This is a genomic window from Agrobacterium sp. 22-3639C2 (genome assembly GCF_053522105.1).
The window spans coordinates 762,354-788,016 of the sequence record NZ_JBNWDB010000003.1 but is presented as its reverse complement, the minus strand read 5'-3'; the positions used below and the strand labels follow the sequence as shown (position 1 = coordinate 788,016).

The window sequence follows — 25,663 nt, the reverse complement described above, 5'->3', positions numbered from 1 at the left end:
CATCGGTATGAGGAGTATAGGCGCCGATCTTCAGGAAAAATCACTGCACGAGCGCATCCGCAACGATGTCGAGCGCCACATCATGTCGGGCGAGTGGCCGCCGGGGTACCGTATTCCCTACGAACACGAGATGACCCGGCAATATGCCTGCTCGCGCATGACGGTGAACAAGGCGCTCGGCGAACTGGTGCAGCGTGGCCTGATTGAAAGACGCCGTCGTCTTGGCACTTTCGTTCGCCAGCCCCATGCGCAATCGGCCGTGCTGGAAATCCACGATATCGAGCGGGAGGTGCAGGCCCTCGGCCTCGTTTACGGTTACCGTCTCGACAGACGGCGACTGCGCCCTGCGGGGGAAGAAGACGGCGCGGCCATGGCGCTTGCCGTGGATGCCCCGGTTCTGGAACTCACCTGCACGCATTTTGCCGGCGGCGTTCCCTTTTGCCTCGAGGAACGCATCATCAATGTCACCGCCGTTCCGGAGGCTGAGGCAGCGGATTTTTCACAGATCGGGCCGGGCACTTGGCTGCTGAAAATGGTTCCCTGGAGTGCCGCGGAACATCGCATCAGCGCAGTTTCCGCTGATCGCAAAAATGCGACCGCGCTCGGCATTGCTTCCGGTGCGGCGTGTCTGGTCATCCACCGCCGCACCTGGCACGGAGCGGATTATGTCACCAGTGTTCGGGTCACCTATCCCGGCGACCGACACGCGCTGGTGGCGCAGTTTTCGCCTTCGCAAAACACCTGAAGACCGCAGGTCGGTCAATTTTTTGTAAAGAAGAGTTTACGGGTCGTCTTTTGGCAATATAATAGTTGTCAAAAGAACTCAGGTTTATTATCGGAACGTAAAGCTTTCACGACGGCATCCGTTCATGGCCCCGGTTTTAATGAACCGGTCAATCTGCGGATGAGTTCATCGACGGAAATCCGGGATAAAAATTATGTCAGCTGAGACCTCAACTTCTTCCGCGTGCTTCACCAGAGCAAACAAAACACGGCATATCTCACTTGCCATGACGGTCACTTTGCTGGCCGGCTTGAGTGCCGGAGCGGTTTTTGCTCAGTCGGCATCCGAAACCCAGATCCAACCAGCACCTGCACCGGCAACGGAAACGATGCAGCCCGCGCAGTCGCCGGCTGAGACGCCGAGCGCTCCGGCAGTCCAGCCTGTGCCGCCTTCCGCTGCCGCGCCCACACAGCCCGCGCCGGCCCAGCCTGCGCCCGCCGCAAGTAATCCCACGCCGGCAGCCGAAGGTGTTTCACCGCAGCCGACACAGACGGAGCAACCCGCTCCGACGAACGGTACGGCAGCGCCGAACGAGGTCTCCACCCCGGTTGAACCGGTAGTCGCCGAACCCGCAAGTGCCGGACATCGTGCGGACATTCCGCACAACCTGTCTCCCTGGGGCATGTTCATGGCGGCGGACTGGGTCGTGAAGGGCGTGATGATCGGTCTCGCTTTCGCATCGCTCGTCACCTGGACGGTCTGGGTGGCGAAGTCTATCGAGCTGGCCGGTGCACGGGTGCGCGCCGGTGCGACGCTCAAGGTTATTCGCAGGGCGAAAACCCTGAACGAGGCGACTGAGGCCGTCGAAAAGAAGGGCGGGCCGGCAGCGCTGATGTTGCGCATGGCAACTCACGAAATGCAGCTTTCCGACGCGGTGGTCGAACACACCGACGGCGGCGGCATCAAGGAGCGTGTATCCTCGGCCCTGTCACGCATTGAAACCCACGCCGGTCGCCGCATGTCGCGCGGAACGGGCGCCTTGGCGACCATCGGCTCCACCGCTCCCTTTGTCGGTCTGTTCGGTACCGTCTGGGGCATCATGAATTCCTTCATCAGCATCTCGGAATCGCAGACCACCAATCTTGCCGTCGTGGCACCCGGCATTGCCGAGGCGCTGCTTGCCACGGCAATCGGCCTTGTTGCTGCTATTCCAGCGGTGGTGATCTACAACGTCTTCGCCCGCTCGATCACGGGATACCGGCATTTGCTGGCGGATGCCGCAGCCGGCGTGGAACGCCTCGTCAGCCGCGACCTCGATTTCCGCCGCATTCCGCCGGGCAGCAGCAAGCCCGCTGTGTCGTTGGTTGGGCGGTGATCGGTCATGGCTGGCGGTATTCGCGAAAATAGCGGAGACGATCTCTCCGAAAACCACGAAATCAATGTCACGCCTTTCATCGACGTGATGCTGGTTCTGCTCATCATCTTCATGGTTGCCGCACCGCTGGCGACCGTGGATGTGAATGTCGATCTGCCCGCATCCACCGCCAAGCCGGCGGAGCGCCCGGAAGAGCCGCTTTATCTGACCGTCAAGGATGATCTGTCGCTCAATCTCGGCAATGATGCGGTTGCCCGCGAAGCCCTGGCAGCGGCGATCGACCGGCAGACGGGCGGCAAGAAAGATACGCGAATTTTCCTGCGCGCCGACAAAGCCGTCGACTATGGCCACTTCATGGAAATCATGAACCTGCTTCGCGATGCCGGATATCTGAAAATCGCTCTGGTAGGGCTGGAAAATGCCGCTGCGGCAACGCAGCCAGCCGGTGCCGTTCCGCCCGCCGCGCCCGCAGTGCCAGGAACCGCGCCATGACTGAAAACGGCTACCCGCAGTCCCGACATTCCCGCCTCGGGGAAGCGGCGTTGTGGTCCGCCGCAGCACTGCTCATGCTGGGCGTTCATGCGGGTTTTGCCTATTACCTGATGCAGGAACCAGAGGAACTGGATGCCGGCGGGCCGCCGCCTGCCGCGATCATGATCGAAATGGCAGCCATACCGGAAGCCGTCAACACCGAGGAAACGACGCCTGCGCAGGACGTTGAAGATGCCGAAGAGGTACAGAGCGACAACAGCCAGCCGGTAGAGGAAGTCACCCCGGAGGAGCCGCCGCCGCCTGAGCCGGTTGTGGAAACGCCGCCGCCGGAACCCGTGCAGCCGCCGGAACCGCCGGTCGAGGAGATCGTCGAGCCGCAGGAAATTCCCGAACCGGTGGAGCCGATCGATCCCGTGCAGGAACAGATGATGGCGGAACTCGAAAATGTCGAGGTTCCCTTGCCCGTCATCCGGCCGCCGCCGCCGCCGGTCGAAAAGAAGGTGGAGAAGAAAGAACCGGACGACAAGAAGAAGGTCGAGCGCCAGCGCCCCAAACCGCAACAGGCATCGGAACTGCGCGAAACGGCCAAGGCCGAGACACAGCAATCCGACCGGACGGCGGCATCGCGCAACAATGCCGGTTTCTTCTCTTCATCCTCCGCCTCGCCGGCAAAATGGGGATCGAAGGTTCGCTCGCATATCCAGAGGCGTAAGCCCCGCTCGCTTCGCAGCGATGCGATGACAGCGACCGTGCGGTTCCGGGTTAACGATACAGGCGCCATCAGCGGTGTCAGTGTGGTGCAGTCCACCGGTGATTCCTCCATCGACCAGCAGATTGCGGCCTGGATCCAGAGCGCATCACCCGTGCCCGCGCCGCCACCGGACGCAAACAAGACAATCACCTTGCCGATCAGCATCCGCTAGATCGATTCCAAGGCCATGTCGCGGTTCTGCTGGAATAAGCTCTTGCCTGGTATGACGCCCTCCCGAAGGGCGAATGCGTGCCCGACCGGTATTCTCGATAAGATATCCATTTGGGCCTGAATTGCATTTCGCGAATGTTTTCGATGGTGTAGGTCTTGTCGACTTAACACGCAGAGGCATTCCGGAATGAAATTCTCAATCGCAGAGGCGGAGGATCTCGTATCCTCTATCTTTGAGCGTAACGGCGTTCTGCCGCAAAACGCCCGCTCCGTGGCGAAGGCGCTCGTGGCATCCGAGGCTGCAGGCCAGGGCGGCCACGGTTTTCGGCGTATCCCCGTTTATGTCCGTCAGGCGCGGGTTGGCAAGGTCGATGGCAATGCGCGGCCGGTGGCAAGTCGTGTCAAACCGGGTGTGCTTTCAATCGACGCTAACAACGGTTACGCCTATCCCGCGATCGACTGCGCCGTAGGCGAGTTGCCGGACATGGCCCGGCAGCAGGGCATCGCGCTCGCCGCGATCCATCGCTCCCATCATGCAGGCGTCATGGCACTTACAGTCGAGCGTTTCGCGGAAATGGGCCTCGTGGCGCTGATGTTCGCCAATGCGCCTGCATCCATGGCGCCTTGGGGTGGCACCAAACCGCTCTATGGCACCAATCCGATTGCTTTCGCCAGCCCTGTTGGCGAGGCAGATCCGCTGGTGATCGATCTGGCGCTTTCCAAGGTTGCGCGCGGAAAGATCATGGCGGCCCGCCAGAAGGGCGAAACCATTCCGGGCGACTGGGCGCTTGATACGAATGGCCGGCCCACGACCGATCCCGAAGAAGCCCTAGCCGGAACGATGGTGCCTGCGGGCGAGGCCAAGGGGGCTGCCCTGGCGCTTATGGTGGAGATCATGGCCGCCGCGCTCACCGGTGGAAGCTTCGCCTTCGAGGCCTCTTCCCTTCTGGACGACAAGGGTGCGCCACCCTCTCTCGGCCACACGATCATCGCCATAGACCCCGTATCGTCGGGCGGTGCGGCCTTTACCGAGCGACTGGCGCTTATCGCCGGAGAGATAGAGAAGCAGGAAAACGTGCGTTTGCCCGGTCGGCGAAGCCAGGGCATTCGAAGGCAGGCGCTGGAAAGCGGTATCATCGTCGAAAGCGATATTCTTGCCGAGATTCAGTCGCTGTGAGGAACTGAAAATGAAAACCCGGCGGACCGGAAAGTCCGCCGGGTAAACCGTGTATGGCTGCCTTGCAGTTGCGCCGATAGGCCGGAAATCATTTCCGACCCGCCTTTTGGTCCGCCGTCCCGCCATCGAAATGGTGGGTTTTTGGCGCAGAAAGCAACACATCCGGTTTTGGCTTACGGGAAGGGGACGATTTCGCGTAAGCTTTTGGAGCGAGAGGGAAGCTCTAAATATCCTGTTCGATCAGTCCACGCAGCAGGGCGATGCTGACGGCATTCAGCAGATTGGCCGCACCTAGCCTTAGGCGGACCCGTTCCAGAGTATCTTTAACATCCGCTTCGTCCGCTCCCGTTATCAAGGCAATGTGAGAAGGATGTCGGCCTCGCGCAACGAGCCCCAGATATTGCCGCTCACGATCCGAAAGGACGATTTCACGCGCCTGATGACGTTCATGCTGCGTTTTTGACGACATAGTCTTTCAGCCTCAAAAGAGATTGACCTTCCCAAAGCCGGATGTGGCCTCAGGAACCAGGCAGTAAGCAGCTGATCTCGCAGCCAGCCGGTCCCGGCATGGGCATATCCTCGGCGATGAAAGAATGACTGCATCGTCCTTCCCAAAAACCTGAAATCGGTTCTTGTCCAGAACAATGTAAAATTCAAAGCTTTGGAATGTTTTCCGTCATGCCCGAAGGCATATTGCGGCGTTCTATTAGGCGGTCTGCCATCTCAAGAGAATAACATCTCACGCCAAGTTTTGCGTTTTTATTGTTATGTTTCGATACATAATCCAATGAACGCCGACATATTTCCCAATTTTATTTTGGATATATGGAATATTGATGCTGGGAATGCGTCCTATACGGCGGAATGATGCGCGTGTTTCTTGCGAATATCCGTGGGCGTTGCCCCGAACCAGCGGGAAACGGAACGCGAAAACGCACCCGGCGTAGAATAGCCGAGCCTGTAGCTGATATCGGAAACCGGAAGATCGCTTTCCACGAGGAGCTTGAAGCCGGCATTCTTGCGAATGGCGTCCTTTATCTCGTTGAGATTAGTCCCAAGCTCGGCAAGCCGTCTTTGAAAACTGCGTTCCGACAGGTTGAAATAGGGGGCGATCTCGCTCAGCGAAAGCTCGGCATCCGACAGCCGCACCTGCATGTAACGCTTCACCTGATCGATGAAATGCGTGGCGTCTGCCGATGTCTCCGGCCGCAGCATCCGGCATTGCAAGTTCATCAGCTCGAACAGCCGCTCATCTGCATTTGGGTTGACCACGTCCAGAAGTGATGTGGGAAGACGCATGGTATGGATGGGTTGCGAAAAGCTGACGCGCTTGGTCATTCTTTCTTTAAATAGCTGAATATTAACCGGTTTCGGCCGTTCCAGACCGATCTCGATCAGGTTCACGCGCTCCCGCTCCCCCAGAATATCGCGAAGGCGCTGGATCAGAGCTGTCAGCGACAAATCCACATATTGATCGCGTTTGACGATGACGGGCGCAAAGGACCATGACAGGGTTACGTGCGCGGCATCCGTGACCATGGTGAAATTGCTGTTATTGGTCGCGTAATAAACGTGATCCTGAAGAAAACGCAGGAAAGCCCGCACTGTCGGCGCGCTCATCAGGCCATATCCGAACGCGCCGGATGCGCCGGCGGGAAAGGTGGACGCGCATTGCAAACCAAAGGCGTCGTCGCCGGAAATCAACGCACATGTCTCGAGCAGGCGGCAAAATCGGTCGAGGCTGATGCGCTCCGTCACGCTGCCGAAAGTGGCGGGATCGATATCGAGAGCCTTGCAGATGGGGGCAATGTCGATGCCCCGCGACCGCGCATAATTGGCGACGCCGGCGGCCAGACCGGCCACCACTGTTATCTCGTCGCTGACCCTCTTTTCAGGCATCCCTCGCCTTGGCGTACCATGTTTGGAAATTGTCGCCTGATGGTAAGCGTTGGGAAGCCATTTGTCGAGCAGTTCGGCCTGTGGAGTTTAAATGTGGCGACGGCAGGCGCTCTGCTCCAGCACCTGCATGATGGTTTTGCCCGCATCTTCCATGGCACCGCTATTGTCCACGGTCGTCACATCAAAATCCCCGACGACCGTGAGCGAACTGCGTTCCAGCCGCCGGAGAATATCCTCCCGGCTTTCCCGCCCGCGCTGCTCCAGCCGCTTCGCCAGCACGTCCGGCCGTGCAACGATGTTCACGACCTTGAGGCGCGCAAAGGCGGTGCCGAACTGGGGCAGGGCCGAGCGGGAGCCGTTGGCGATGACCACGTCTCCCGCATTAAGATGACGATAGACGGCGGCCGGAATGCCATATTTCAGCCCGTGCGCCTGCCAGGAAACGGCAAAAGCACCTTCCTCTTCCAGCCGGTTGAACTCGTGCATGGAAACCGCATCGTGATTTTCGCCGCCGGCATCGCCGCTGCGGGTAATGACCCGGCGTGTGAAATGGAAGCCCGGCCGCCCGAACAGCTGCGCTGCGGCATAATCCATCAGCGTGTCCTTGCCGGCCCCACTCGGGCCGACAATTACGATCATGGTTCCGGGCACCGTACCCAGCGTCTGGCCGTCAAGCCGGCTATCCTGTCCGTTGCCGGTCATGCCACACGTTTGCCCTGACGCCAGACCGAGCGGGCGACGGGAACGCCGTCCTCACGGTGAACTCGGACCAGATCGGCCCGCAATCCCGTTGCGATGCTGCCGCGATCGCGAAGGCCCACCGTTCGTGCCGGCGTGGAGGTAACCATGCGCAACGCTTCCGGCAGAGTGATGGCTTCCACCTGGTCGGCGAGCAGGAACGGTGCGTAAAGCAGGCTGAACGGCACATAGTCGGAAGAGAGAACATCCAGCACGCCAAGTTCGGCAAGATCACGGGCGGCGATGTTGCCGGAATGGGACTTGCCGCGAACGATGTTCGGTGCGCCCATCAGCACGCTCATGCCGGCGCTGTGCGAAGCCTTTGCCGCCTCGACGCTGGTGGGGAACTCCGCGAGTTTCACGCCGTGTCCGATCGCTTCGCCCACATGCGCTTCTGTAGCGTCGTCATGGCTTGCAACGGTTATGCCGCGCTCGGCGCAACGGGCCGCCAGGTAATCCCGGTGCTTGGCGGAAAACTCCGCCGATGCCGTCTGCCGGCGTCTGACGAACTCGGCGAAAGCCTCGTCGCTCAGTCCGCGCTTCTTCTGGTAATAGAAGATATATTGGTCCATCGACTGGAACTGGCGCTGTCCCGGGGAGTGGTCCATCATCGAAATCAGCCGCACACGCGGATCGGTCTCAAAATCTTCGAAATGCTCGAGCACATCGGCGGAGGCGACTTCACAGCGCAGGTGCAGCAGGTGATCTGCCCGCAGGCGGTTCTGATCGGCAGCGGTTTCAATGGCATCTGCCATTTCCCGCATCTCGCCCTTCTTGAACCCGCCATCTTCGTCGGAGCCCAGCCGCAGGCAGTCGAAAACAGTGGTAATGCCTGATGACGCGACCTGCGCATCGTGAGCCTGAATTGCGGCGATCTTATCCCAGATAACCCCGGGACGCGGCGAATAGTGCTGTTCCAGATGGTCGGTGTGCAGTTCCACCAGACCCGGGATGAGGAAATCGCCTTCGAGATCTTCACCGGTCTTGGAGGCGCCTTCGCTGATATCGGCGATCTTGCCGTCACGGATCAGAACGGATCCCAGAATAATATCGTCTTCCAGAACGATACGGGCGTTGGAAAGGGCATGCTCGGTCATGGGTCAGCATCTTTCTTTGGCGGCTGGCCAAGCGGGTGCCAGCGATGAACGGTAAATGGTGCGCCGCGCGTTTCCTCAACGAACAAAGCGAGGCCGGAAATGGTGAGAGGCCGGTCGACGAACTCGGAAAACTTGGTCGAAAGCACATCCTGGATAGCGGGCGCGTCGCTTTCGTCGATGCGGCCCGTCAGCGTCATATGAAAGCGGAAGTCGTCCATGACATGCGGATAACCCCAGAGCGACAGATTTTGCCGCTGGCTTTCGGTCAGGTTTTGCGGGCGCCGGCGGGCAATGTCGGTCTCGGACAAGGGCGCGCGAAACCGGTCGAAATGGTCAACGATCTCAGCGGCAAAATCCTGCAGCGGCTGGTAGGTGCGATCCGGAACGAGCGCGAAAAACGGCCCGAGTGCGCCGATGACAACACGCGGAATATCGAAGACGGACTGGCTGGCCGCAAACTGTTCGAGGGCGGCGACGAGTTCCGCTTCGCTGTATTTTTCGGAAAGCTCGAAGGGGGCTTTCAGCGTCGCGTGGAAACCGTAACGGCGCGGCTCCTCCGTCATCTCCGCATAAGCGGCATGGTCATCATGTTGCGCGCCGGAAAAGGCATTGCGTCCCAGCCAGCGCGACGCCGCTTCAGTCAGTGGATGATCTTTAGCCGGAGAAAAATAGATGGCGTAGCGCACGGCAAGCACTCTTCGGTGTCATGGAAAACCTGGATGAAAAGCTATTTGGCGTGACTCGCCCGCTTCCCGCAAGGTCAGGAGTGCGAGGTAATCGCTTTCCGTGACAGAATGATGATGCCCCAGGAAAAAAAGCGCTTGAAACGCCGCGTGTCTCTCGAATGTCCGGAAGACGGATGCTGGCGCATTGAGGGGATGTATCTGACTTTGCAAAGAGGTTCCGGTTTTGCGCACGTCTCGGGAAGCGGGATAACCAAACCCCGCTCCCGCTTTATGAATTAATGCTGGGTTTTCCCGATCAGGCGCGACCGCAGGGAATTCGAGATGTGGTCGAACAGGAAAACCACGAAGAGAATGAGCAGCACCATATAAGCGACCTTGTCCCAGTCGGCATTGGTACCCATCGCTTCCAGCAGTTTCAAACCGATGCCGCCAGCGCCAACCGCACCGATGATCGTGGCGGAACGGGTGTTGCTTTCCCAGAAATAAAGCGACTGGGAAATGAAGACCGGCAGGACCTGCGGAAGCACGCCGAAACGATTGACGGCAATGGGAGAAGCGCCAACCGATTTGACGCCCTCGCGCTGCTTGTCGTCAACATTCTCCAGCGCCTCGGCATAGACCTTGCCGAGCGCGCCGGTATCGGTGAAGAAGATCGCGGCAATGCCGGGGATCGGCCCCGGACCGAAGCTGCGCGTAAAGAACAGCGCCCAGATCAGCATGTCGATCGAGCGCAGGAAGTCGAACAGACGCTTCATGCCCCAGTTGGCGGCCCTGTTAGCGGTGATATTGCGTGCGGCGAGAAAAGCGAGCGGCAGGGCAACGAGCGTGCCGAACAACGTGCCCACAAAGGCCATCACCAGCGTCTGCATCAGCTTGGAAAGAATATCGGCGTGCTGCCAGACACCATTGTCGAGGAAATCATCGACCATGTGGCTGATGTTTGAGCGCGTGGGATCGAGCCTTTCCCCCCACAGCGCCAGTGCGGCAAGGTCGCCGTAGCTCTTGCCCCAGAATTCCGATTTGGTATCGAACAGGAAGTTCGCCCACCCGAGGAACCGCCGCTGCACGTAAACCTGGCTGGTGCGGATTTCCGCCTGTCCGGCAAAACCGTAATGCACGAGAACCTTGTTGCCGTCCTGCGTGATCTCTTGCGGCAGGACCTCAGGCGCCAGAGCCTTGTCGCCATTGATGATGACGGGATAGTTCTTGCCGTCCACATAGACGTCCACCCGGGTCGGCGTTACGTCGAGACGGTTTTGCGTGCCCGCGTAAACGACGCTGTAGCCGCCATCCGGCAAGGGTTGCAGCCAGTCGATCGGCGCATCGGCGGGATATTGCATCCGGCTTGACCACTGCGGGTTCACCTTCCCGTCTTCGAAACGAAGGCGTGGCTGGGCCCGCCAGGAATACCAGTCCTGAATGTAGCTCGAAGCGCGATCCCATCGACCCTGCATGAAAGCGGGGCCGACATTGAAGAAGAAAAAGCAGGCGGTGAGATAGACGAGGACGGCGACAATACCGGTCAGCAAGCCGTATCGCTGCATGAAGCCGCGATTGAAAATTGCGGGATGTGCGGCCGTCAGCCTCTCGCGGTCTGCGGTATTGAGAATGAAGCTGGACGACATCAGGCCGCTCCCCGTCCGAATTCGAAGGATTGATGGCCGATCAGCCTGCGGCGCAACCAGCTTGAAAACTGGTCTACGGCGATGATGGTGATCAGCAGCAGGATGATGATGGCATAGGTCTTGGAAGCGTGATCGTTACCGATCGACAGCCGGAAGACCTCGCCAATGCCGCCACCACCAACGGCGCCGATGATGGTCGAGGCGCGTACGTTGATTTCGGCACGCAGCAATGCATAGGACACGAAATTGGGCAGGACCTGCGGCACGATGGCAAAGCGAACCCGCTCCAGCCAGTTGGCACCCGCGGCACGCAGGCCTTCATCCGCCTTCATGTCGGCATTTTCCACGACTTCGAAGAATAGCTTCCCCAGAGCCCCGATGGTGTGCACGGAAATCGCGATGATCGCCGCGATCGGCCCGATCGATAAGATGGCAGTCAGCAATCCCGCGACGACGATCTCCGGAAAAGCGCGCAGGATCTCCATTACCCGGCGTACAACCCAGCGCACGAGGCCGGCACCGATAAGGTTGGTGGAGGCAAAGAAGCACAGCACAAATGCGAAGGTCGTGCCTATTATCGTCGAGACCAGCGCGATGTTGAGCGTGATGATCAGCTGATAGATGAAATGCGGTATGTAGAAACCGTTGGTGATGTAAACGCGATCCGCGACATAGTTGTATTTCAGCGAACCGTTGTCATAGGGCGACGGCAGGTCGAACATCGCCCGGAAGACCTCGAGCGGGCTATCCGGCACGAATGTTTTCATGAAGTCGAAAAAATATGGCAGGCGCTCGAAGAACTTGCCCGAATTGGCCTCATTGGCGAAATTCAGTGAGGCGGCAAGGACGATGAGGAAGATAACGAGCGACATAACGGTATAAATCCGCCGTGTCCTAAGCTGCTGTTGATAATGACGCATCACCGTTCGGGACGATGCGCTCAATCCCTCGGGCGTGAGGGTACCATGTTGCAGTGTGGTCGCCATGCCGCTTTCCTTTATTGGCAAAAGCGGCGGTGCCGCAAGGCACCGCCGCTTCCGGATATGATCTGAGGATCAGCCGCCGATAACGGACTTACGGGCGTCGATGATCGTCTGGTAGAAAGCCGGGTCGACCTTGATGTAGGCAGTGTTCTTGCCCTGGGTGTAACCCTGGAAGCAGGCGAGATCCTTCTTCGGCAGTTCCATGAAGAAGTCTTCGACCTTCTGCTTCATGCTGTCACCGATCTTGTTGGCAACGAGAAGCGGACCGTTCGGGATCAGCGGGGATTTCCAGACCTGAACGATATCGTCCATGTCGAGGTTGCCCTTCTTGACCATCTGGTGAAGGTTGCCGCCGGAGTAGCCTTCTTCCCACTTGCCGACGCCCGAACCGAATGTCGTGCCGACGTCGAACTTTTTGTCGAGAACGGCGAGAACGAGGTTCTCATGGCCGCCGCCGAAGCCGGTTTCGGAGAAATATTCCTTGACCGGAACGCCGGTTTCCTTCGGGATCGATACGTTCGGGACGAGGAAGCCCGAGGTGGAGTCAGGGTCGGCGAAGCCGATCTTCTTGCCCTTGGCGTCAGCCAGAGACTTGATGCCGCTGTCCTTGCGGGCAACCATGATCGTGTAGTAGCCGCTGGAACCGTCAGAGCCGGTATAGGTCAGGATCGGATCGACGGCCTTGGGATCGGCAATGGCGATCTTGGCGTAGGAAGAAGCGCCCATGGATGCAATGTCGATGGTGCCGCCGAGCAGGCCCTGGATAACGCCGTTATAGTCCGGCGACGGGAAAACCTGAACTTCGGAAACGCCGGTTGCAGTCTTGAGGCCATCGGCAACGCACTTCGTGTTGCGGATCTGGTCGGCTTCATTTTCCGAACCGTCGAGGCCGATACGCAGGACCTTGACGTCCTGAGCCATGGCCGAACCGGCCAGAACGCCAAGGGCGACTGCCGAAAGAAGGATTTTCTTCAACATGGACTTTCTCCTGTTTCCCGGCGAGCCGGAGTTTGTTGTGAAGTATCGGCCCTTGACGCGGGCGCAAACGATGCTGAGCGGTTCCTCAGAGCCCGGCGAGAGCCAGCGGTTCGGGACCGGCAGATTGCTGAACCGGACGCGCGGCAAGCTGCGCGCCGGGAATATTGATGCTGGTCGAGGTCATGGTCTCGTCGATGCCGGCGCCGTGTGAATCCGTGCCGTAAATCTCCGTGACCGCCGCCGCCGTCAGTTCGGCGGGTGTTCCGTCGAAAACGACTCGACCCTGCGACATGCCGATGATGCGTTCGCAATAATTGCGCGCCGTATCCAGCGTATGCAGATTCGTTATGACGGTGATGCCTTCACGCTCGTTGATGTCGCGCAGGGCGTCCATGACGATCTTGGCGTTCAGGGGATCGAGAGAGGCGATCGGCTCGTCGGCGAGAACCATCTTCGGAGACTGCATTAGTGCCCGGGCGATAGCGACGCGCTGCTGCTGGCCGCCGGAAAGCGTGCCCGCCGCCTGCATGGCTACGTGCTCGATGCCGAGCCGCTCGAGGGCGGCAATCGCCATCAGGCGCTCTTCATCCGTGAAGATGTTGAACAGGCTGAGCACGGTCGAACGGTGGTTCAGGCGGCCGAGCATGACATTGGTGAGCACGTCGAGACGCGGCACCAGATTGAACTGCTGGAAGATCATCGCGCAGTCGCGCTGCCAGTTGCGCAGGGCGGCACCCTTCAGCGAAGAGACTTCCGTGTCGTTGAAATGAATGGAACCCGAGGAGGGATCGACGAGGCGGTTGATCATGCGCAGCAGCGTTGACTTTCCTGCGCCAGAACGTCCAATCACGCCAACCATCTGGCCTTGCGGAATTTCCACATTCACGGAATCGACCGCAGTGTGGTTGCCGAAACGGCGCGTGACTTGCTTCAGGTGAAAGCTCATTTCCCCGTCCAATCTTCTTCTGATGGGGTTCGACCTAACAGCGGTGCGTGAAGCGTGAATGTCAGTTTGATGAAGAAAATATTACAGAATGCGCAGATAAGGCGTCCGCGTGGTCGCCTGCGAACCTTTTAGTAGTCGTGCCAAGGGCTTGAAGCCCGCACTATGTCTCGCAGACATGGTTAGGGAGACCCCGGAGCATGACCCCGGAATCTGCAGTTTCTTCGGTGTGGGGCGATTTTACCCGGCGTATTTCGCCACGAAATCCTCGGCGGCGAGGGTGCGGAAATCGTCCAGTGCGCCGCGCAGCGTTGCGTGGTCCCAGTCCCACCATTTGAGATCGTCCATGCGCTGGCCAAGGTCCGCCGGGAAGCGGTTCCTGATCAGCCGGGCGGGTACGCCGCCGACGATGGTATAGGGCGCAACGTCTTTCGACACGACCGCACCGGCCCCGATTACCGCACCGTTTCCGATTGTGACGCCAGGCAGGATGGTCGCGCCATGGCCGATCCAGACATCGTGGCCGATCACCACGCGCTTGGCGCGGCGGGCGGCGAAGAAGTCATTTTCATCATCGGCGTCGTCCCAATAACTGCGGGCACGGTAGGTGAAATGGTGAAGTGTGGCGCGCGACATCGGATGATTGGTCGCGTTGATGCGGACGGATGCGGCGATGTTGACGAATTTGCCGATGGTGGCGCACCAGATCGCACCGTCCTGCATGACATAGGAATAGTCGCCCATCTCCACTTCCTCGATGCGGCAGCGTTCCGAGATTTCGGTATAGCGGCCGATCGATGAATTGGTGACGCGGGCACTTTCGTGGACAACAGGTTCGAGACCGACCTTTACACTCATGCCGCTGCCTTCCGGGGGGAGAATTGCGAGACATCCAGAACGCGATCGGCCACGGCTTCCCGCACTTCCTCGTCATGGAAAATACCGAGCAAGGCCGTCCCTTTGCGCTTCTTTTCCGCGATCATCTCCACGACCACCCGTCGGTTGGCGGCATCCAGGGATGCGGTCGGTTCATCGAGAAGCAGGATCGCGTGATCGGTGATGAAACCGCGTGCGATGTTGACGCGCTGCTGCTCGCCGCCGGAAAAGGTTGCTGGCGGCAGCGACCACAGTTCCCGCGGCAGGTTGAGTTTCGAAAGCAGAACGGCTGCCTGCTCGCGGGCCTCTTCCGCGGCAACCTTGCGCGCAAAAAGCGGCTCGGCGACGACGTCGATCGCCGGAACGCGCGGCACGGTGCGCAGAAACTGGCTGACATACCCGATGGTGCGATGGCGAATCTCGAGGATGGTGCGCGGCGAGGCGCTGCCCATGTCAATGACCTGATCCTCGTGGCGGATGAGGATCTGGCCGCTGTCGATGGCATAATTGCCATAGAGCATTTTCAGGATCGAGCTTTTGCCGATGCCGGATGGGCCGCCGAGCACGACACATTCTCCGCCGGACACGGAGAAACTGACATCGCGGACAACAGGCAGTTCGATGCCATCGCGAAGATGCATGGTGAAGCTTTTGAAGACTTCCGAAACGATAAGGGGTGTCGGCATGGCGTCAAACCTGCAAAATGGAGGAAACAAGCAATTGCGTGTAGGGTTCGCGCGGATCATCCAGCACCCGGTCTGTCAGACCGTGTTCGATGACGTCACCACCCTTCATCACCATCATGCGATGGGAAAGCAGCCGCGCGACCGCCAGATCATGGGTGACGACGATAACGGCGAGGCCGAGATCGTTGACGAGACCACGCACGAGATCGAGCAGGCGTGCCTGCACCGAAACATCGAGGCCGCCGGTCGGTTCGTCCATGAAGACGAGGCGCGGTGAGGTCACCAGGTTACGGGCAATCTGCAGACGCTGACGCATGCCGCCGGAAAAGGCGCGTGGCTGGTCGTCAATGCGGTCTGTGCCGATTTCTACCCGCTCCAGCCACTCGCTGGCTGATTGCCGGATATTGCCGTAATGCCGGTTACCGACAGCCATAAGCCGCTCGCCGACATTGGCGCCGGCCGAAACCGCCATGCGCAGTCCATCCGCTGGGTTCTGGTGCACGAAACCCCAGTCTGTCCGCATCAGGAAACGCCGTTCGGCCTCGCCCATATGATAGAGGTCTCGCACCGAGCCATCGCGCATGCGATATTCCACGCTGCCAGCCGTCGGCACGAGCCGTGTGGAAATGCAGTTGAGAAGCGTGGTCTTGCCGGAGCCGGATTCACCGACGATTGCCAGAACTTCGCCCGGATAAAGCTCGAAGGAGACGTTGCGGCAACCGGCGCGGTCGCCGTAATATTTCGAAACGTCCCTGACTTTCAGAAGCGGTGCGTCGCTCATTCTGCGGCCTCCTTCACATCCGCCAGCAAATGGCCCTTGTGGCCATGGGCGCGGCGGTCTTCGCAATGGTCGGTATCGGAGCAGACGAACATCCGCCCGCCCTTGTCGTCCAGCACCACCTCGTCCAGATAGACATTCTCCCCGCCGCACATCGCGCAGGGCTTGTCGAAGCTCTGGATTTCAAACGGATGGTCCTCGAAATCCAGGCTGACGACATCCGTGTAGGGTGGCACGGCATAGATGCGCTTTTCGCGCCCGGCCCCGAACAATTGCAGGGCGTCCGACAGGTGCATTTTCGGATTGTCGAACTTCGGGGTTGGCGAGGGGTCCATCACATAGCGCCCCGCAACCTTCACCGGATAGGCATAGGTGGTGGAGATACGGCCGTTGCGGGCGATGTCCTCATAAAGCTTGACGTGCATCAGACCGTATTCCTCCAGCGCATGCATGACGCGGGTTTCGGTCTCGCGCGGCTCGAGGAACCGCAAGGGTTCAGGAATGGGAACCTGATAGACAAGCACCTGCCCCGAATGCAGTTCTTCTTCGGGAATGCGGTGCCGCGTCTGGATGATGGTTGCATCCTTGGTGCGTGTGGTGACGGCGACATCAGCGACTTTCTGGAAGAAGGCGCGGATGGAAACGGCGTTGGTGGTGTCGTCGGCGCCCTGGTCGATAACCTTCAGGACATCGTCTGGACCGAGGATGGCGGCGGTCACCTGCACGCCGCCGGTGCCCCAGCCGTAAGGCATGGGCATTTCACGGGAAGCGAAGGGAACCTGATAACCGGGAATGGCAATTGCCTTCAGGATCGCCCGGCGGATCATCCGCTTGGTCTGTTCGTCCAGATAGGCGAAGTTGTAGGCAGCCAGCCCGTCGTCGAATGAAACTTCTTTAAGCATTGCGCGTTAACCTTGCGAAAAAAGGAGTACAAGCTCATGGAGATTGGAATTCTTGCAGCCGTGTTCTTTGCCGCTTTTGCAGCATTGACCGTCTTTTGCGCCTATTGGTTCGGCGAGCAGCACAGTCGCTGATTTATTCGGCTGCATCGCTCATCCATTCCCCGGCATCGGTGTCGGTCGCGTCGAAATCGGCGCGCATTTTGCGCACCAAGCCCAGTTCGGCCTGAAAATCCACGTAGTGCGGCAATTTCAGATGTTCGACAAAGCCCGTCGCCTGCACATTGTCGGCGTGCGAGATGACGAATTCCTCGTCCTGCGCGGGGGCAACCACATCCTCACCGAATTCAGCGGCGCGTAGCGCACGGTCGACCAGTGACATGGCCATCGCCTTGCGCTCGCTCTGGCCGAACACCAGACCGTAACCGCGGGTGAATTGCGGAGGTGCCTTGGCAGAACCCTTGAACTGGTTGACCATCTGACATTCGGTGACCTTGATGTCGCCGAGCGAGACAGCAAAACCGAGCTCCGGCACATCCAGTTCGACCTCCACCTCGCCGATGCGGATTTCACCGACGAACGGGTGTGTGCGTCCGTAACCGCGCTGCGTCGAATAGGCGAGCGCCAGAAGAAAGCCCTCGTCGCCGCGTGCAAGCGATTGCAGGCGCAGGTCGCGCGCCATCGGAAACTCTATTGGTTCGCGTGTCAGATCGCCGGCAACGTGGTCATCCGGCATGTCGCCGTCACTTTCGATCAAGCCTTCTTCGGCGAGAATGTCGGATACGCGCATGACGTATTCTGTCTCGCCCTCACGGATGGCAGGGATCTCGACAGCTCCGTTCTCCAGCAGCGAGGGATCGAGCAGGCGGTGGGTGTAATCGAAGGTCGGTCCCAGCAATTGCCCGCCCGGCAAATCCTTGTAGGTCGCCGAAACGCGCCGTTGGACCGTCATCTTCGCAGTATCCACGGGAACAGAGTAGCCGAAACGGGGCAGGGTCGTGCGGTAGGCGCGCAGCAGGAAAATCGCTTCTATCATGTCGCCGCGAGACTGCTTGACGGCAAGGGCGGCCAGCGACTGGTCGTAAAGCGAAGCCTCCGCCATGACCCGGTCAACGGCGAGCGAAAGCTGCGAAACGATCTGCGCCACCGTCATGGCGGGCAGGTCGCGGTCTCCGCGCCGCTTGTCTGCCAGAAGCCGGTGGGCGTTGGCGATGGCGGTTTCCCCGCCTTTGACAGCAACATACATCTTATGCCTCCACGGGTTGAATGCGCGTCGTGCGCGGCAGGCAGACGAATTTGTCGCCAGCGGTCAGGATGACGTCGATGCCGCGCGGGAAGATGGCGTTGTTTTCCGCCCATAGCCTCGGGAATATGTCCGGCAGGCCGGATGGGCTAATGATGTTGATATGGCGGATGCCGGGGCCGGACAGCAGCAGTTCCCGTCCGCCGTCAAGATCGGGCAATTCAATGATGACCGTCGTGGAACGGTCGGGGTATTCCTGACTGCCCTGGGAAAAGAGACCGAAGGAGGCAATTGCGCTTCCCGCCTCAATGACGGCGAAATGCGCCGCGCTTTTTTCCTCTGTTGTAACCGCCCCGGTGTGAAACCCGATCCATCCCGGCACCGTGGTTTTGCGTAGCGCGCCGCTCAGCCAGACCGGCGTGTCATGGTCGCAAAGTGCAAGAAGAACGGCGCCGCTGGCCGCACCAAGCGGCAGCGGCGGGGCAACTGTTGTTTCAATGGTTTGCGCTGTGCCTGGCCGGGCCATGCCGTCCATGAGCTTCTTGAAGATTCGCTGTGAATCGAAAACGGCGTCGGAAAAACCGCCCGTCAATGCTTCGGCTTTCACGCCCATCAATCCTCTCCTCGAACCATGGTGAAGAAATCCACACGAGTTGCGGCTGTTTCTTTCGTTTTCCGATCTTTCTCCTCGGCCAGTCTTTTTTCGACCGGTGAAAGAAGCTCGGTCTCGATGAAGCCGCGTGTCGGGTTTTCCTGCCAGAGCGCATCGAAAACCGCAGCGTACCAGGCCTTCTTGCGACCGGTGCCGAGCACATGCGCATGGCCGACGGTGCCGGATGCGAGCTTCACGGTTGCCCGGGTCACGGTGGTTTCGCCCAGATTAAAGGGCGCACCGCCGCCGCCGATACGGCCCTTGACCATCACGAGGCCGGTTTCAGGCCCCCGCACGTTTTCCGTCTGCGGGCTGGCATCCTGCCGGCTCCAGACGGCCTCAAGTTCCTGAACGGTGGCGCGGGCAAGAAGTGCTGCCACCCGTTTCCTTTCCGCATGTGAATTCGCAGCTTCGTTATTCATCGCTTGACCTCTAATGTCTATTGATATAGACAACTATACAATATAAGTTACAATTAACGTCGATGAATGACAAGCGTGTGACATGAGCCCTTCGGCAGCGATGAAAAGAAAGAACGGCGTGGCGCTCTGGCGACAGATCGCCGACAGGATCAGGGGCGAGATCGCAGCGGGCGATCACGACGAAACCGGCATGTTGCCGCCAGAAATGACGCTGGCCGAAAAATTCGGCGTCAACCGCCATACCGTCAGGAGCGCCATTGCCGCGCTGGCAAGCGAAGGCATTCTCGAGGCGAGGCAGGGGCGCGGCACGATGATTGCGCGCAAGGAACGACTGAGCTTTCCGATTTCACTGCGCACACGGTTCACGGCCGGTATCAGCGATCAGGTGAAGGATATGCAGGCGCTGCTTCTTTCCCACACCACCGAGCCGGCAAATGCCGACCTGGCGGCACGGCTGCAATTGCAGCCGGGTGCACCGCTTGTGCGTCTGGAAACCCTGCGAAAGGCCGACAGCCGGCCGGTTTCGCGCTCGACCACGTGGTTTCCGGCGGACCGTTTTTCAGGGATAGGGGATGCCTATCAAAAAAGTGGGTCGATCACCGCCGCCTTCGAAATGCTGGGCGTCGCGGATTATGTGCGCATCTCTACCGTCATTTCCGCGAGCCACGCTGATACGCAGGATCTGGCCGATCTCGAATTGGCGCCGGGCGCAATCCTGCTCGTCACCCAGGCGCTGAACGCGGATATGGACGGCATTCCCGTGCAATATGCCATCAGCCGGTTCTCGGCAGATACGGTTGAGTTTACCGTGGAAAATTAAGGCGCAGACGTAGACTGAAGCGTTATTCTGCCTGCGAAATGCCGAGAACATCCAGCATCGAATAGAAGCCCGGCTTCTTGTCGAAGGCCCAGACCGCCGCCGCAATCGCGCCGCGTGCGAAGATGGAGCGGTCGCCGGCGTAGTGGGAAAGCTCGACGCGCTCTCCCTCGCCAGCGAAGATCACCGAATGTTCGCCGATCACCGAGCCGCCGCGCAGGGTCGCAAAACCGATTGTGCCCGCTTCGCGCGCACCCGTATGCCCGTCACGCACGCGAACGGAGGAGGTGGCGAGATCGACCTTGCGGCCCGCTGCCGCCGCTTCGCCGAGCAGCAGCGCTGTTCCGGAGGGCGCGTCCACCTTGTGTTTGTGGTGCATTTCAAGGATTTCGATATCCCAGTTCTGCGCATCCAATGCCTTGGCGGCCTGCTGCGTCAAAACGCTGAGCAGATTGACGCCGAGGCTCATATTGCCCGATTTGACGATGCGGGCATGGCGTGACGCTGCCTTGAATTTTTCCTCGTCGCCCAGTGAGCAACCGGTGGTGCCGATGACGTGTACGATGCGGGCCTGCGCGGCGAGACCGGCGAAAGTGACGCTGGTTGCAGGCGAGGTGAAGTCGATCACCCCTTCCGCATGCAGGAATGCCTGCAAGGGATCGCTGGTGATCTCGATGCCGATTGGTCCGAGACCGGCAATCTCGCCGGCATCGCGGCCAACAAAAGCAGACCCTTCGCGTGCGACGGCGGCATGCAGCGTTACACCCGGTGTCTGGTGAATAAGGCGGATCAGCGCCTGTCCCATGCGGCCCGCCGCACCAACCACCACCAGTTTCATATCGCTGCCGCTCATGCCTTCACTCACTTTTCACGTCCTGCCGTTCAAGGTCGCCATTCAATTGACTGACCCATACCTCACCGACGTTAAAGACCGCCCGCCCGCTTCGCAAGCCTGTCCCAAGCGCAGATCAGGCTCTCCAGCGCCGCCCGTCGAGTGAAAGGCCGAAATCCGAAGGGGTGCGCGCGTAGGTGGCGAGACCGGAAAGGGCCGCCTGTGGATGGGTAACGACGAAGGTGGGAATGCTGCGCATCAGGGCACTGTGCGGCGCCTTGTCTTCGAACGCCGCCCGGAATTCAGGGCTTTTCAGCGCGGGAACGATTTTCTGCGAAATGCCACCTGCGAGATAGACACCGCCCTTGGCCATGAAGATCAGGGCAAGGTCACCCGCCACACGGCCGAGATAGGTGCTGAAAAGCGAAAGCGTCTCTTTCGCCTGCGGGTTCTGGCCCGAAAGCCCCTGCGAGGTTATGTCGGCCGGATCGGAAAAGATCGGCTCGATGCCATCGGCGGTGCAGATGGCCCGGTAAAGATTGACCAGCCCGCGCCCGCAAAGGATCTGTTCGCCGGCGACACGGCCCTCGATGGTCTCGATATGCGGAAAGACCGCATAGTCACGCGCGCTTCTGGGGCCGATATCGATGTGGCCGCCTTCGCCGGGTACGGGAAACCACATATGTCGGGCGTAAACCAGACCGGCAACGCCAAGGCCCGTGCCTGGTCCGAGAACGACGCGCGATGCCAGCATGTCTTTTTTGCCGGAGCCGATAGAATCGCGGTTGTCGTCGTCGAGCGCGGCAATAGCCAGTGCCTGCGCCTCGAAATCGTTGATGACGATGACGTCTTTCAGGCCGAGTTTGGCCAGCATATCTTTCGGCTTCACAACCCAATGGCAGTTGGTCAGCGGAATTTCGTCGCCTTCGATGGGGCCGGCGATTGCAAGGATGGTCGACACGGGCTGAAGCGAGGTCTTGTCCAGAACCGCCTGCTGGATGGCGTCGTCAATTGTCGGATATTCCGCTGTTTTCACGGTGGTGAGGTGCACCGGTTCCGCAAAGGAATCGATCAGAATGGAAAAGCGGGCATTGGTGCCGCCGATGTCGCCAAGAAGGATCGGAAAGGAAAGATATTCGGTATCGGACGTCTTCGGCATTACCTGTTCCATGTTGGCGCGTCATTTGGCGAGGTTGAAGTCGATCAGGTTTTCTGCGGTGGCGCGATTGAGCGCCATGGGAATGTCGTAAACCGTGGCAAGCCGCGTCAGCGCCTTCACATCCACATCATGCGGCATCGCCGTCAGCGGGTCGGTGAAGAAGATAAGCATATCGACCTCACCGGTGGCGATCATCGCACCGATCTGCTGGTCACCGCCAAGCGGGCCGCTTTTGAGGCGAATGACGCTGAGGTCGGGGCAGGCTTCCTGAACGCGCCCGCCGGTGGTGCCGGTGGCGACGATCTTGAAGCCGGAAAGCACCTTTTGGTGATGACGCGCAAAATCCGCCATATCGTCTTTTTTCTCGTCGTGAGCGATGAGTGCGATACAGCGTTGTCCTGCCATGTCCCCAGCCTGTTCCCATAAAGAATTAAATCGATTTGAAGCCTTCTATAACAGCTTGTCCCCATTTGAAAAGGGAAGCTGTTTAATGCCGCATTTCTGTTTCAGTTCAATGTCGGGCGCTGGGTCGGAAGCGGAATATCCGCAGGTGGCTGAATGGCCGGAGCGTTCTGGATGATCTGTTCCACGCCTTGCTGGCGCACGGCCTGGGCCGGGGAATATGCCTGGGCAGCAAAACCTTCCGTATTGGCGGATGGGGCGGCGGCCACGGCGGCACAGGCTGCGGGCAGATCGGAGACCATGACCTGACGGGGTTTCACAGGCTTGGCATTGGGGTCTTTTTTCGGCGGCGCCCATGGTTCCTTGGTGAACCACCAGGCCAGCGACTTGTCGCAACCGTCACCTTTGCCAACTTCGGCCTGAGGTTTGCAGTTGGGCGCGCCAGGCGGGCATTCCAGCCGGATGTGGAAATGTTCGTCGTGACCGTAGATTGGCCTGATCTTGCCCATGAAGGTGCGGTCGCCGGTCCATGTCTGGCAGAGTTTCTGCTTGATTGCCGGGTTAACGAAGACCCGCTCCACCTGCGGATAGCTCGCTGCCATCATTACCAGCCGTGCATTGAGCGGCGACCATTTGCGGTCATCGACCGTCAGGAACTTGGACTTATCAAGCATGGAAATGAAAGGCAGCGTCTCGCGCTGCTGCACCGTCAGCCTTGGGTTCGGCATGGGCCGCCACCACACATCGACATCGAGGCCGATCTGGTGCGAGGCATGGCCTGTCAGCATCGGTCCACCGCGCGGCTGTGAGATATCTCCGAGCAACAGGCCCGGCCAGCCGATTTTCTGTGCATCCTGCGAAAACCGCTCGAGGAAGGAAATCAGCTGCGGTTGGCCCCAGTTGCGATTGCGGGAAAGGCGCATGGCTTGCCACGTCGGGCCATCTGCGGGCATGGCGATGGCGCCGGACTGACATCCCTTTGCATAGGAGCCGATCGGCTGGGAGCTATTCGCAGATGGCAGGTCGATGTGGCCGAATACTTCTTTCGCGGGCCTGTCCTCGGCCGATGCGATTTGCGTCTGCAACTGGAGCGCCGAAACGACCGAAATCGCCAGCATGGCCGCCTTGAAAATTCTGGATGATCCCGCCGTCATATATTCGTGCCCGTTCCGACTAAATGATTCTCTCGCCCCTCAGGATAAACTGGATCGGGATTTTGTTGAAACCATGTTTCAAGCCGCCCGCACCAAGGCATGCGAATAAAGGCCTCAATAAAGAGCTTGTGAGCCGGAGCATCTGTTTTTTGCCAATGTTTGTTTTATGCTCTCTTCAACAAACACGAAAACAGGGAACGTCCCGAATGAAATTGGCACCGTTGAAATCCCGGCTCCTCGTCGCTCTTGCGGCCTCCGCCATGCTGATGCCGGCGGCCGCCTCCGCACAGTCTGCGGATGTGTGGCGAAAGGGAATCTCGACGGTCGGCGAATTGAAGCATCCCGATGGTTTTGATCATTTTGACTATGTGAACACCAAGGCGCCGAAAGGCGGCACACTACGCCTGTCGACATCGGGAACCTTCGATACGCTCAATCCGCTGCTCGCCAAGGGTGAGGCGGCTACAGGTCTTTCGCTGGTTTTCGACACTCTGATGAAATCGACGGAAGAGGAACTCTCGGCCTCCTACGGTCTCCTGGCAGAGGGCGTGAGCTATCCCGACGATATCTCCAAGGCCACCTTCCGGCTGCGCGCGGAAGCGAAATGGGCCGACGGCAAGCCGGTGACGCCGGAAGATGTCGTCTTCAGCTTTGAAAAAGCCAAAGATCTCAGCCCGCAGCTTGCGACCTATTACACCCATGTCACCAAGGCAGAGGTGACGGGTGAAAGGGACATCACCTTTACCTTCGATGAAAAGAATAATCGCGAATTGCCGCAGATCGTCGGGCAGTTGCTGATTGTTCCCAAACACTGGTGGGAGGGTGTTGGTCCGGATGGCAAGCCGCGCGACATATCGCGTGGCACGCTGGAGCCGGTGATGGGGTCTGGCCCCTATAAAATAGCGTCGCTGTCTCCCGGATCGACGATGACCTATGAGCGACGTGACGACTATTGGGGCAAGGACATCAATGTGAATGTCGGCCAGCACAATTTCAAAACAATCACCTATACCTTCTTTGCCGATCAGGACGTCGAGTTCCAGGCTTTCAAATCAGGCACAGTCGATTTCCGGCAGGAAGCTTCTTCCAGCCGCTGGGTCACTGGTTATGATTTTCCGGCCGTCAAGGAAGGCCGCGTCACAAAGGAGGAATTGCCGAACATCTATCGCGCCGTCGGCATCATGCAGGCCTTCGTGCCGAACATGCGGCGGGAGAAGTTCCAGAACCCGAAACTGCGCAAGGCGCTTAACTATGCTTTCGACTTCGAAGAGCTGAACAGGACGCTGGCTTACGGTCAGTTTCAGCGCATCAACAGCTTTTTCATGGGCAGCGAGCTCGCCTCTTCAGGCTTGCCGACGGGTCGTGAACTCGAAATTCTTCAGGAGTTGAAGGATCAGGTGCCGCCGGAGGTCTTCACCACCGAATATAGCAATCCCGTCGCGGGTGAACCCGCCAAACAGCGTGACAATCTGCGCGAGGCGGTCAAGCTGATGAAGGAGGCCGGTTATGAGCTTCGCGGCAACCGCATGGTCAACGCGGCGAGCGGGCAGCCGCTGGATATGGAGTTTCTGATCGATTCCTCCGGCATGGAAAGAACCATCCTGCCCTATGTCCAGAACCTGAAGAAGATCGGCGTCAATGCGACCATCCGCACCGTCGATGCCTCGCAATATACCAACCGTACCCGCAGCTTCGATTTCGACGTTGCGGTCAAGCTCTGGGCGACGTCGGCAAATCCTGGAAACGAACAGGCGGATTTCTGGGGTTCGGCGGCGGCCGACCGGCAGGGCTCCAACAATCTCGCCGGCATCAAGAACCCTGCCGTCGACGCTTTGGTCAGGAAGGTCATATTTGCGCCCAACCGGGATGAGCAGGTGGCCGCCGCGCGGGCGCTTGACCGGGTGCTTCTGGCAAACAGCTACGTCATACCGCAATTTTATCGCGGCGAGATGTTCATCGCTTACTGGAACACGCTCATCCGTCCGGAAAACCTGCCGCAATATGGCGTCGGTTTTCCGGAAGCATGGTGGTCCAGCCAGGCCGCGAACTGACGCCGCGCTTGCTTTCGCGCCGAAGGCTTGATTCACATAGGGCGAGACGAATC

The 25,663-nt window shown here is 59.4% G+C and carries 27 protein-coding genes; 7 read left to right on the top strand and 20 right to left on the bottom strand.

Going from position 1 to position 25,663, the window contains the following annotated elements:
* Nucleotides 1–7 precede the first annotated feature (7 nt).
* The 5 genes from hutC (at nt 8) to ACQZ6D_RS16850 (ending at nt 4,690) form a co-directional block, all read left to right on the top strand.
* On the top strand, nt 8–745 hold the full coding sequence (gene hutC / locus ACQZ6D_RS16870) for a histidine utilization repressor (protein ID WP_065703608.1): 738 nt from the start codon (nt 8–10) through the stop codon (nt 743–745).
* 193 nt (nt 746–938) lie between these two features.
* Entirely contained in the window at nt 939–2,099 is a 1,161-nt protein-coding gene (exbB, locus tag ACQZ6D_RS16865) for a tonB-system energizer ExbB (RefSeq protein ID WP_065703610.1), read from the top strand.
* Between the two features lie 6 nt (nt 2,100–2,105).
* On the top strand, nt 2,106–2,591 hold the full coding sequence (gene exbD, locus ACQZ6D_RS16860) for a TonB system transport protein ExbD (RefSeq protein WP_013635265.1): 486 nt from the start codon (nt 2,106–2,108) through the stop codon (nt 2,589–2,591).
* Complete coding sequence (locus ACQZ6D_RS16855) at nt 2,588–3,514, top strand: TonB family protein (RefSeq protein WP_065703611.1); 927 nt, start codon at nt 2,588–2,590, stop codon at nt 3,512–3,514. Before exbD ends, ACQZ6D_RS16855 begins: the two co-directional genes overlap by 4 nt.
* A gap of 186 nt (nt 3,515–3,700) precedes the next feature.
* On the top strand, nt 3,701–4,690 hold the full coding sequence (locus ACQZ6D_RS16850) for an Ldh family oxidoreductase (RefSeq protein ID WP_065703612.1): 990 nt from the start codon (nt 3,701–3,703) through the stop codon (nt 4,688–4,690).
* Between the two features lie 223 nt (nt 4,691–4,913).
* On the opposite strand, the gene ACQZ6D_RS16845 is transcribed toward ACQZ6D_RS16850, so the two are convergent.
* The 16 genes from ACQZ6D_RS16845 to phnG form a co-directional block, all read right to left on the bottom strand.
* A complete protein-coding gene (locus ACQZ6D_RS16845) occupies nt 4,914–5,159 on the bottom strand; it encodes a helix-turn-helix domain-containing protein (protein WP_003514469.1) in 246 nt (81 codons plus the stop codon).
* A 383-nt stretch (nt 5,160–5,542) separates the two neighbouring features.
* Nucleotides 5,543–6,589, bottom strand: coding sequence for an AraC family transcriptional regulator (locus ACQZ6D_RS16840; RefSeq protein ID WP_065703613.1), 1,047 nt, complete (start codon nt 6,587–6,589; stop codon nt 5,543–5,545).
* 87 nt (nt 6,590–6,676) lie between these two features.
* Nucleotides 6,677–7,291 carry a phosphonate metabolism protein/1,5-bisphosphokinase (PRPP-forming) PhnN gene (gene phnN, locus ACQZ6D_RS16835; protein ID WP_065703614.1) on the bottom strand — a complete coding sequence of 205 codons (615 nt, stop codon included), beginning with the start codon at nt 7,289–7,291 and terminating at the stop codon, nt 6,677–6,679.
* Nucleotides 7,288–8,424, bottom strand: coding sequence for an alpha-D-ribose 1-methylphosphonate 5-triphosphate diphosphatase (locus ACQZ6D_RS16830; protein ID WP_003514474.1), 1,137 nt, complete (start codon nt 8,422–8,424; stop codon nt 7,288–7,290). The genes phnN and ACQZ6D_RS16830 overlap by 4 nt, the downstream gene beginning before the upstream one ends.
* The gene (locus ACQZ6D_RS16825) at nt 8,421–9,119 is read right to left on the bottom strand and encodes a DUF1045 domain-containing protein (RefSeq protein ID WP_065703616.1); all 699 of its coding nucleotides are present in this window, start codon (nt 9,117–9,119) and stop codon (nt 8,421–8,423) included. Before ACQZ6D_RS16825 ends, ACQZ6D_RS16830 begins: the two co-directional genes overlap by 4 nt.
* A gap of 266 nt (nt 9,120–9,385) precedes the next feature.
* Complete coding sequence (gene phnE, locus ACQZ6D_RS16820; RefSeq protein ID WP_038489427.1) at nt 9,386–10,735, bottom strand: phosphonate ABC transporter, permease protein PhnE; 1,350 nt, start codon at nt 10,733–10,735, stop codon at nt 9,386–9,388.
* The gene (phnE, locus tag ACQZ6D_RS16815) at nt 10,735–11,721 is read right to left on the bottom strand and encodes a phosphonate ABC transporter, permease protein PhnE (RefSeq protein ID WP_013635271.1); all 987 of its coding nucleotides are present in this window, start codon (nt 11,719–11,721) and stop codon (nt 10,735–10,737) included. Before phnE (ACQZ6D_RS16815) ends, phnE (ACQZ6D_RS16820) begins: the two co-directional genes overlap by 1 nt.
* 69 nt (nt 11,722–11,790) lie before the next feature.
* Complete coding sequence (gene phnD / locus ACQZ6D_RS16810; RefSeq protein WP_448729834.1) at nt 11,791–12,696, bottom strand: phosphonate ABC transporter substrate-binding protein; 906 nt, start codon at nt 12,694–12,696, stop codon at nt 11,791–11,793.
* Nucleotides 12,697–12,781: 85 nt separating this feature from the next.
* Nucleotides 12,782–13,642, bottom strand: a complete 861-nt coding sequence (gene phnC, locus ACQZ6D_RS16805) for a phosphonate ABC transporter ATP-binding protein (RefSeq protein WP_003514481.1) — start codon at nt 13,640–13,642, stop codon at nt 12,782–12,784.
* A 237-nt stretch (nt 13,643–13,879) separates the two neighbouring features.
* Nucleotides 13,880–14,497 carry a transferase hexapeptide repeat family protein gene (locus tag ACQZ6D_RS16800; RefSeq protein ID WP_080799818.1) on the bottom strand — a complete coding sequence of 206 codons (618 nt, stop codon included), beginning with the start codon at nt 14,495–14,497 and terminating at the stop codon, nt 13,880–13,882.
* Nucleotides 14,494–15,201, bottom strand: a complete 708-nt coding sequence (gene phnL / locus ACQZ6D_RS16795) for a phosphonate C-P lyase system protein PhnL (protein WP_003514486.1) — start codon at nt 15,199–15,201, stop codon at nt 14,494–14,496. The genes ACQZ6D_RS16800 and phnL overlap by 4 nt, the downstream gene beginning before the upstream one ends.
* Nucleotides 15,202–15,205: 4 nt before the next feature.
* Entirely contained in the window at nt 15,206–15,982 is a 777-nt protein-coding gene (gene phnK / locus ACQZ6D_RS16790) for a phosphonate C-P lyase system protein PhnK (RefSeq protein WP_003514488.1), read from the bottom strand.
* On the bottom strand, nt 15,979–16,881 hold the full coding sequence (locus tag ACQZ6D_RS16785; RefSeq protein WP_065703622.1) for an alpha-D-ribose 1-methylphosphonate 5-phosphate C-P-lyase PhnJ: 903 nt from the start codon (nt 16,879–16,881) through the stop codon (nt 15,979–15,981). Before ACQZ6D_RS16785 ends, phnK begins: the two co-directional genes overlap by 4 nt.
* A 133-nt stretch (nt 16,882–17,014) precedes the next feature.
* Nucleotides 17,015–18,124 carry a carbon-phosphorus lyase complex subunit PhnI gene (locus ACQZ6D_RS16780; RefSeq protein ID WP_065703624.1) on the bottom strand — a complete coding sequence of 370 codons (1,110 nt, stop codon included), beginning with the start codon at nt 18,122–18,124 and terminating at the stop codon, nt 17,015–17,017.
* A gap of 1 nt (nt 18,125) precedes the next feature.
* Nucleotides 18,126–18,734, bottom strand: coding sequence for a phosphonate C-P lyase system protein PhnH (phnH, locus tag ACQZ6D_RS16775; protein ID WP_065703625.1), 609 nt, complete (start codon nt 18,732–18,734; stop codon nt 18,126–18,128).
* A complete protein-coding gene (phnG, locus tag ACQZ6D_RS16770) occupies nt 18,734–19,195 on the bottom strand; it encodes a phosphonate C-P lyase system protein PhnG (protein WP_003514497.1) in 462 nt (153 codons plus the stop codon). Before phnG ends, phnH begins: the two co-directional genes overlap by 1 nt.
* 82 nt (nt 19,196–19,277) lie before the next feature.
* Between phnG and phnF the strand changes: the two genes are divergently transcribed.
* Nucleotides 19,278–20,015 (top strand): phosphonate metabolism transcriptional regulator PhnF, encoded by a 738-nt coding sequence (gene phnF, locus ACQZ6D_RS16765; RefSeq protein WP_065703627.1) that lies wholly within the window; start codon nt 19,278–19,280, stop codon nt 20,013–20,015.
* 22 nt (nt 20,016–20,037) lie between these two features.
* Here phnF and dapB read toward each other — a convergent pair whose 3' ends face one another.
* The 4 genes from dapB to mepA form a co-directional block, all read right to left on the bottom strand.
* Nucleotides 20,038–20,865, bottom strand: coding sequence for a 4-hydroxy-tetrahydrodipicolinate reductase (gene dapB / locus ACQZ6D_RS16760; protein ID WP_065703629.1), 828 nt, complete (start codon nt 20,863–20,865; stop codon nt 20,038–20,040).
* A 115-nt stretch (nt 20,866–20,980) separates the two neighbouring features.
* Nucleotides 20,981–22,003, bottom strand: coding sequence for a glucokinase (locus tag ACQZ6D_RS16755; RefSeq protein WP_065703630.1), 1,023 nt, complete (start codon nt 22,001–22,003; stop codon nt 20,981–20,983).
* 21 nt (nt 22,004–22,024) lie between these two features.
* Nucleotides 22,025–22,408 (bottom strand): methylglyoxal synthase, encoded by a 384-nt coding sequence (locus ACQZ6D_RS16750; protein WP_065703632.1) that lies wholly within the window; start codon nt 22,406–22,408, stop codon nt 22,025–22,027.
* A 101-nt stretch (nt 22,409–22,509) separates the two neighbouring features.
* A complete protein-coding gene (mepA, locus tag ACQZ6D_RS16745) occupies nt 22,510–23,559 on the bottom strand; it encodes a penicillin-insensitive murein endopeptidase (RefSeq protein ID WP_065703634.1) in 1,050 nt (349 codons plus the stop codon).
* A 206-nt stretch (nt 23,560–23,765) separates the two neighbouring features.
* On the opposite strand from mepA, the gene ACQZ6D_RS16740 reads away from it, so the two are divergent.
* Nucleotides 23,766–25,610 carry an extracellular solute-binding protein gene (locus ACQZ6D_RS16740; RefSeq protein WP_111795079.1) on the top strand — a complete coding sequence of 615 codons (1,845 nt, stop codon included), beginning with the start codon at nt 23,766–23,768 and terminating at the stop codon, nt 25,608–25,610.
* Nucleotides 25,611–25,663 lie beyond the last annotated feature (53 nt).

What these genes read in the sequence shown, in the direction of transcription:
- hutC (WP_065703608.1), top strand. Translation starts at nt 8, where the DNA reads ATGAGGAGTATAGGCGCCGATCTTCAGGAAAAATCACTGCACGAGCGC.
- exbB (WP_065703610.1), top strand. Translation starts at nt 939, where the DNA reads ATGTCAGCTGAGACCTCAACTTCTTCCGCGTGCTTCACCAGAGCAAAC.
- exbD (WP_013635265.1), top strand. Translation starts at nt 2,106, where the DNA reads ATGGCTGGCGGTATTCGCGAAAATAGCGGAGACGATCTCTCCGAAAAC.
- ACQZ6D_RS16855 (WP_065703611.1), top strand. Translation starts at nt 2,588, where the DNA reads ATGACTGAAAACGGCTACCCGCAGTCCCGACATTCCCGCCTCGGGGAA.
- ACQZ6D_RS16850 (WP_065703612.1), top strand. Translation starts at nt 3,701, where the DNA reads ATGAAATTCTCAATCGCAGAGGCGGAGGATCTCGTATCCTCTATCTTT.
- ACQZ6D_RS16845 (WP_003514469.1), bottom strand. Translation starts at nt 5,159, where the DNA reads ATGTCGTCAAAAACGCAGCATGAACGTCATCAGGCGCGTGAAATCGTC.
- ACQZ6D_RS16840 (WP_065703613.1), bottom strand. Translation starts at nt 6,589, where the DNA reads ATGCCTGAAAAGAGGGTCAGCGACGAGATAACAGTGGTGGCCGGTCTG.
- phnN (WP_065703614.1), bottom strand. Translation starts at nt 7,291, where the DNA reads ATGACCGGCAACGGACAGGATAGCCGGCTTGACGGCCAGACGCTGGGT.
- ACQZ6D_RS16830 (WP_003514474.1), bottom strand. Translation starts at nt 8,424, where the DNA reads ATGACCGAGCATGCCCTTTCCAACGCCCGTATCGTTCTGGAAGACGAT.
- phnE (WP_038489427.1), bottom strand. Translation starts at nt 10,735, where the DNA reads ATGTCGTCCAGCTTCATTCTCAATACCGCAGACCGCGAGAGGCTGACG.
- phnE (WP_013635271.1), bottom strand. Translation starts at nt 11,721, where the DNA reads ATGGCGACCACACTGCAACATGGTACCCTCACGCCCGAGGGATTGAGC.
- phnD (WP_448729834.1), bottom strand. Translation starts at nt 12,696, where the DNA reads ATGTTGAAGAAAATCCTTCTTTCGGCAGTCGCCCTTGGCGTTCTGGCC.
- phnC (WP_003514481.1), bottom strand. Translation starts at nt 13,642, where the DNA reads ATGAGCTTTCACCTGAAGCAAGTCACGCGCCGTTTCGGCAACCACACT.
- ACQZ6D_RS16800 (WP_080799818.1), bottom strand. Translation starts at nt 14,497, where the DNA reads ATGAGTGTAAAGGTCGGTCTCGAACCTGTTGTCCACGAAAGTGCCCGC.
- phnL (WP_003514486.1), bottom strand. Translation starts at nt 15,201, where the DNA reads ATGCCGACACCCCTTATCGTTTCGGAAGTCTTCAAAAGCTTCACCATG.
- phnK (WP_003514488.1), bottom strand. Translation starts at nt 15,982, where the DNA reads ATGAGCGACGCACCGCTTCTGAAAGTCAGGGACGTTTCGAAATATTAC.
- ACQZ6D_RS16785 (WP_065703622.1), bottom strand. Translation starts at nt 16,881, where the DNA reads ATGCTTAAAGAAGTTTCATTCGACGACGGGCTGGCTGCCTACAACTTC.
- ACQZ6D_RS16780 (WP_065703624.1), bottom strand. Translation starts at nt 18,124, where the DNA reads ATGTATGTTGCTGTCAAAGGCGGGGAAACCGCCATCGCCAACGCCCAC.
- phnH (WP_065703625.1), bottom strand. Translation starts at nt 18,734, where the DNA reads ATGGGCGTGAAAGCCGAAGCATTGACGGGCGGTTTTTCCGACGCCGTT.
- phnG (WP_003514497.1), bottom strand. Translation starts at nt 19,195, where the DNA reads ATGAATAACGAAGCTGCGAATTCACATGCGGAAAGGAAACGGGTGGCA.
- phnF (WP_065703627.1), top strand. Translation starts at nt 19,278, where the DNA reads ATGAGCCCTTCGGCAGCGATGAAAAGAAAGAACGGCGTGGCGCTCTGG.
- dapB (WP_065703629.1), bottom strand. Translation starts at nt 20,865, where the DNA reads ATGAGCGGCAGCGATATGAAACTGGTGGTGGTTGGTGCGGCGGGCCGC.
- ACQZ6D_RS16755 (WP_065703630.1), bottom strand. Translation starts at nt 22,003, where the DNA reads ATGCCGAAGACGTCCGATACCGAATATCTTTCCTTTCCGATCCTTCTT.
- ACQZ6D_RS16750 (WP_065703632.1), bottom strand. Translation starts at nt 22,408, where the DNA reads ATGGCAGGACAACGCTGTATCGCACTCATCGCTCACGACGAGAAAAAA.
- mepA (WP_065703634.1), bottom strand. Translation starts at nt 23,559, where the DNA reads ATGACGGCGGGATCATCCAGAATTTTCAAGGCGGCCATGCTGGCGATT.
- ACQZ6D_RS16740 (WP_111795079.1), top strand. Translation starts at nt 23,766, where the DNA reads ATGAAATTGGCACCGTTGAAATCCCGGCTCCTCGTCGCTCTTGCGGCC.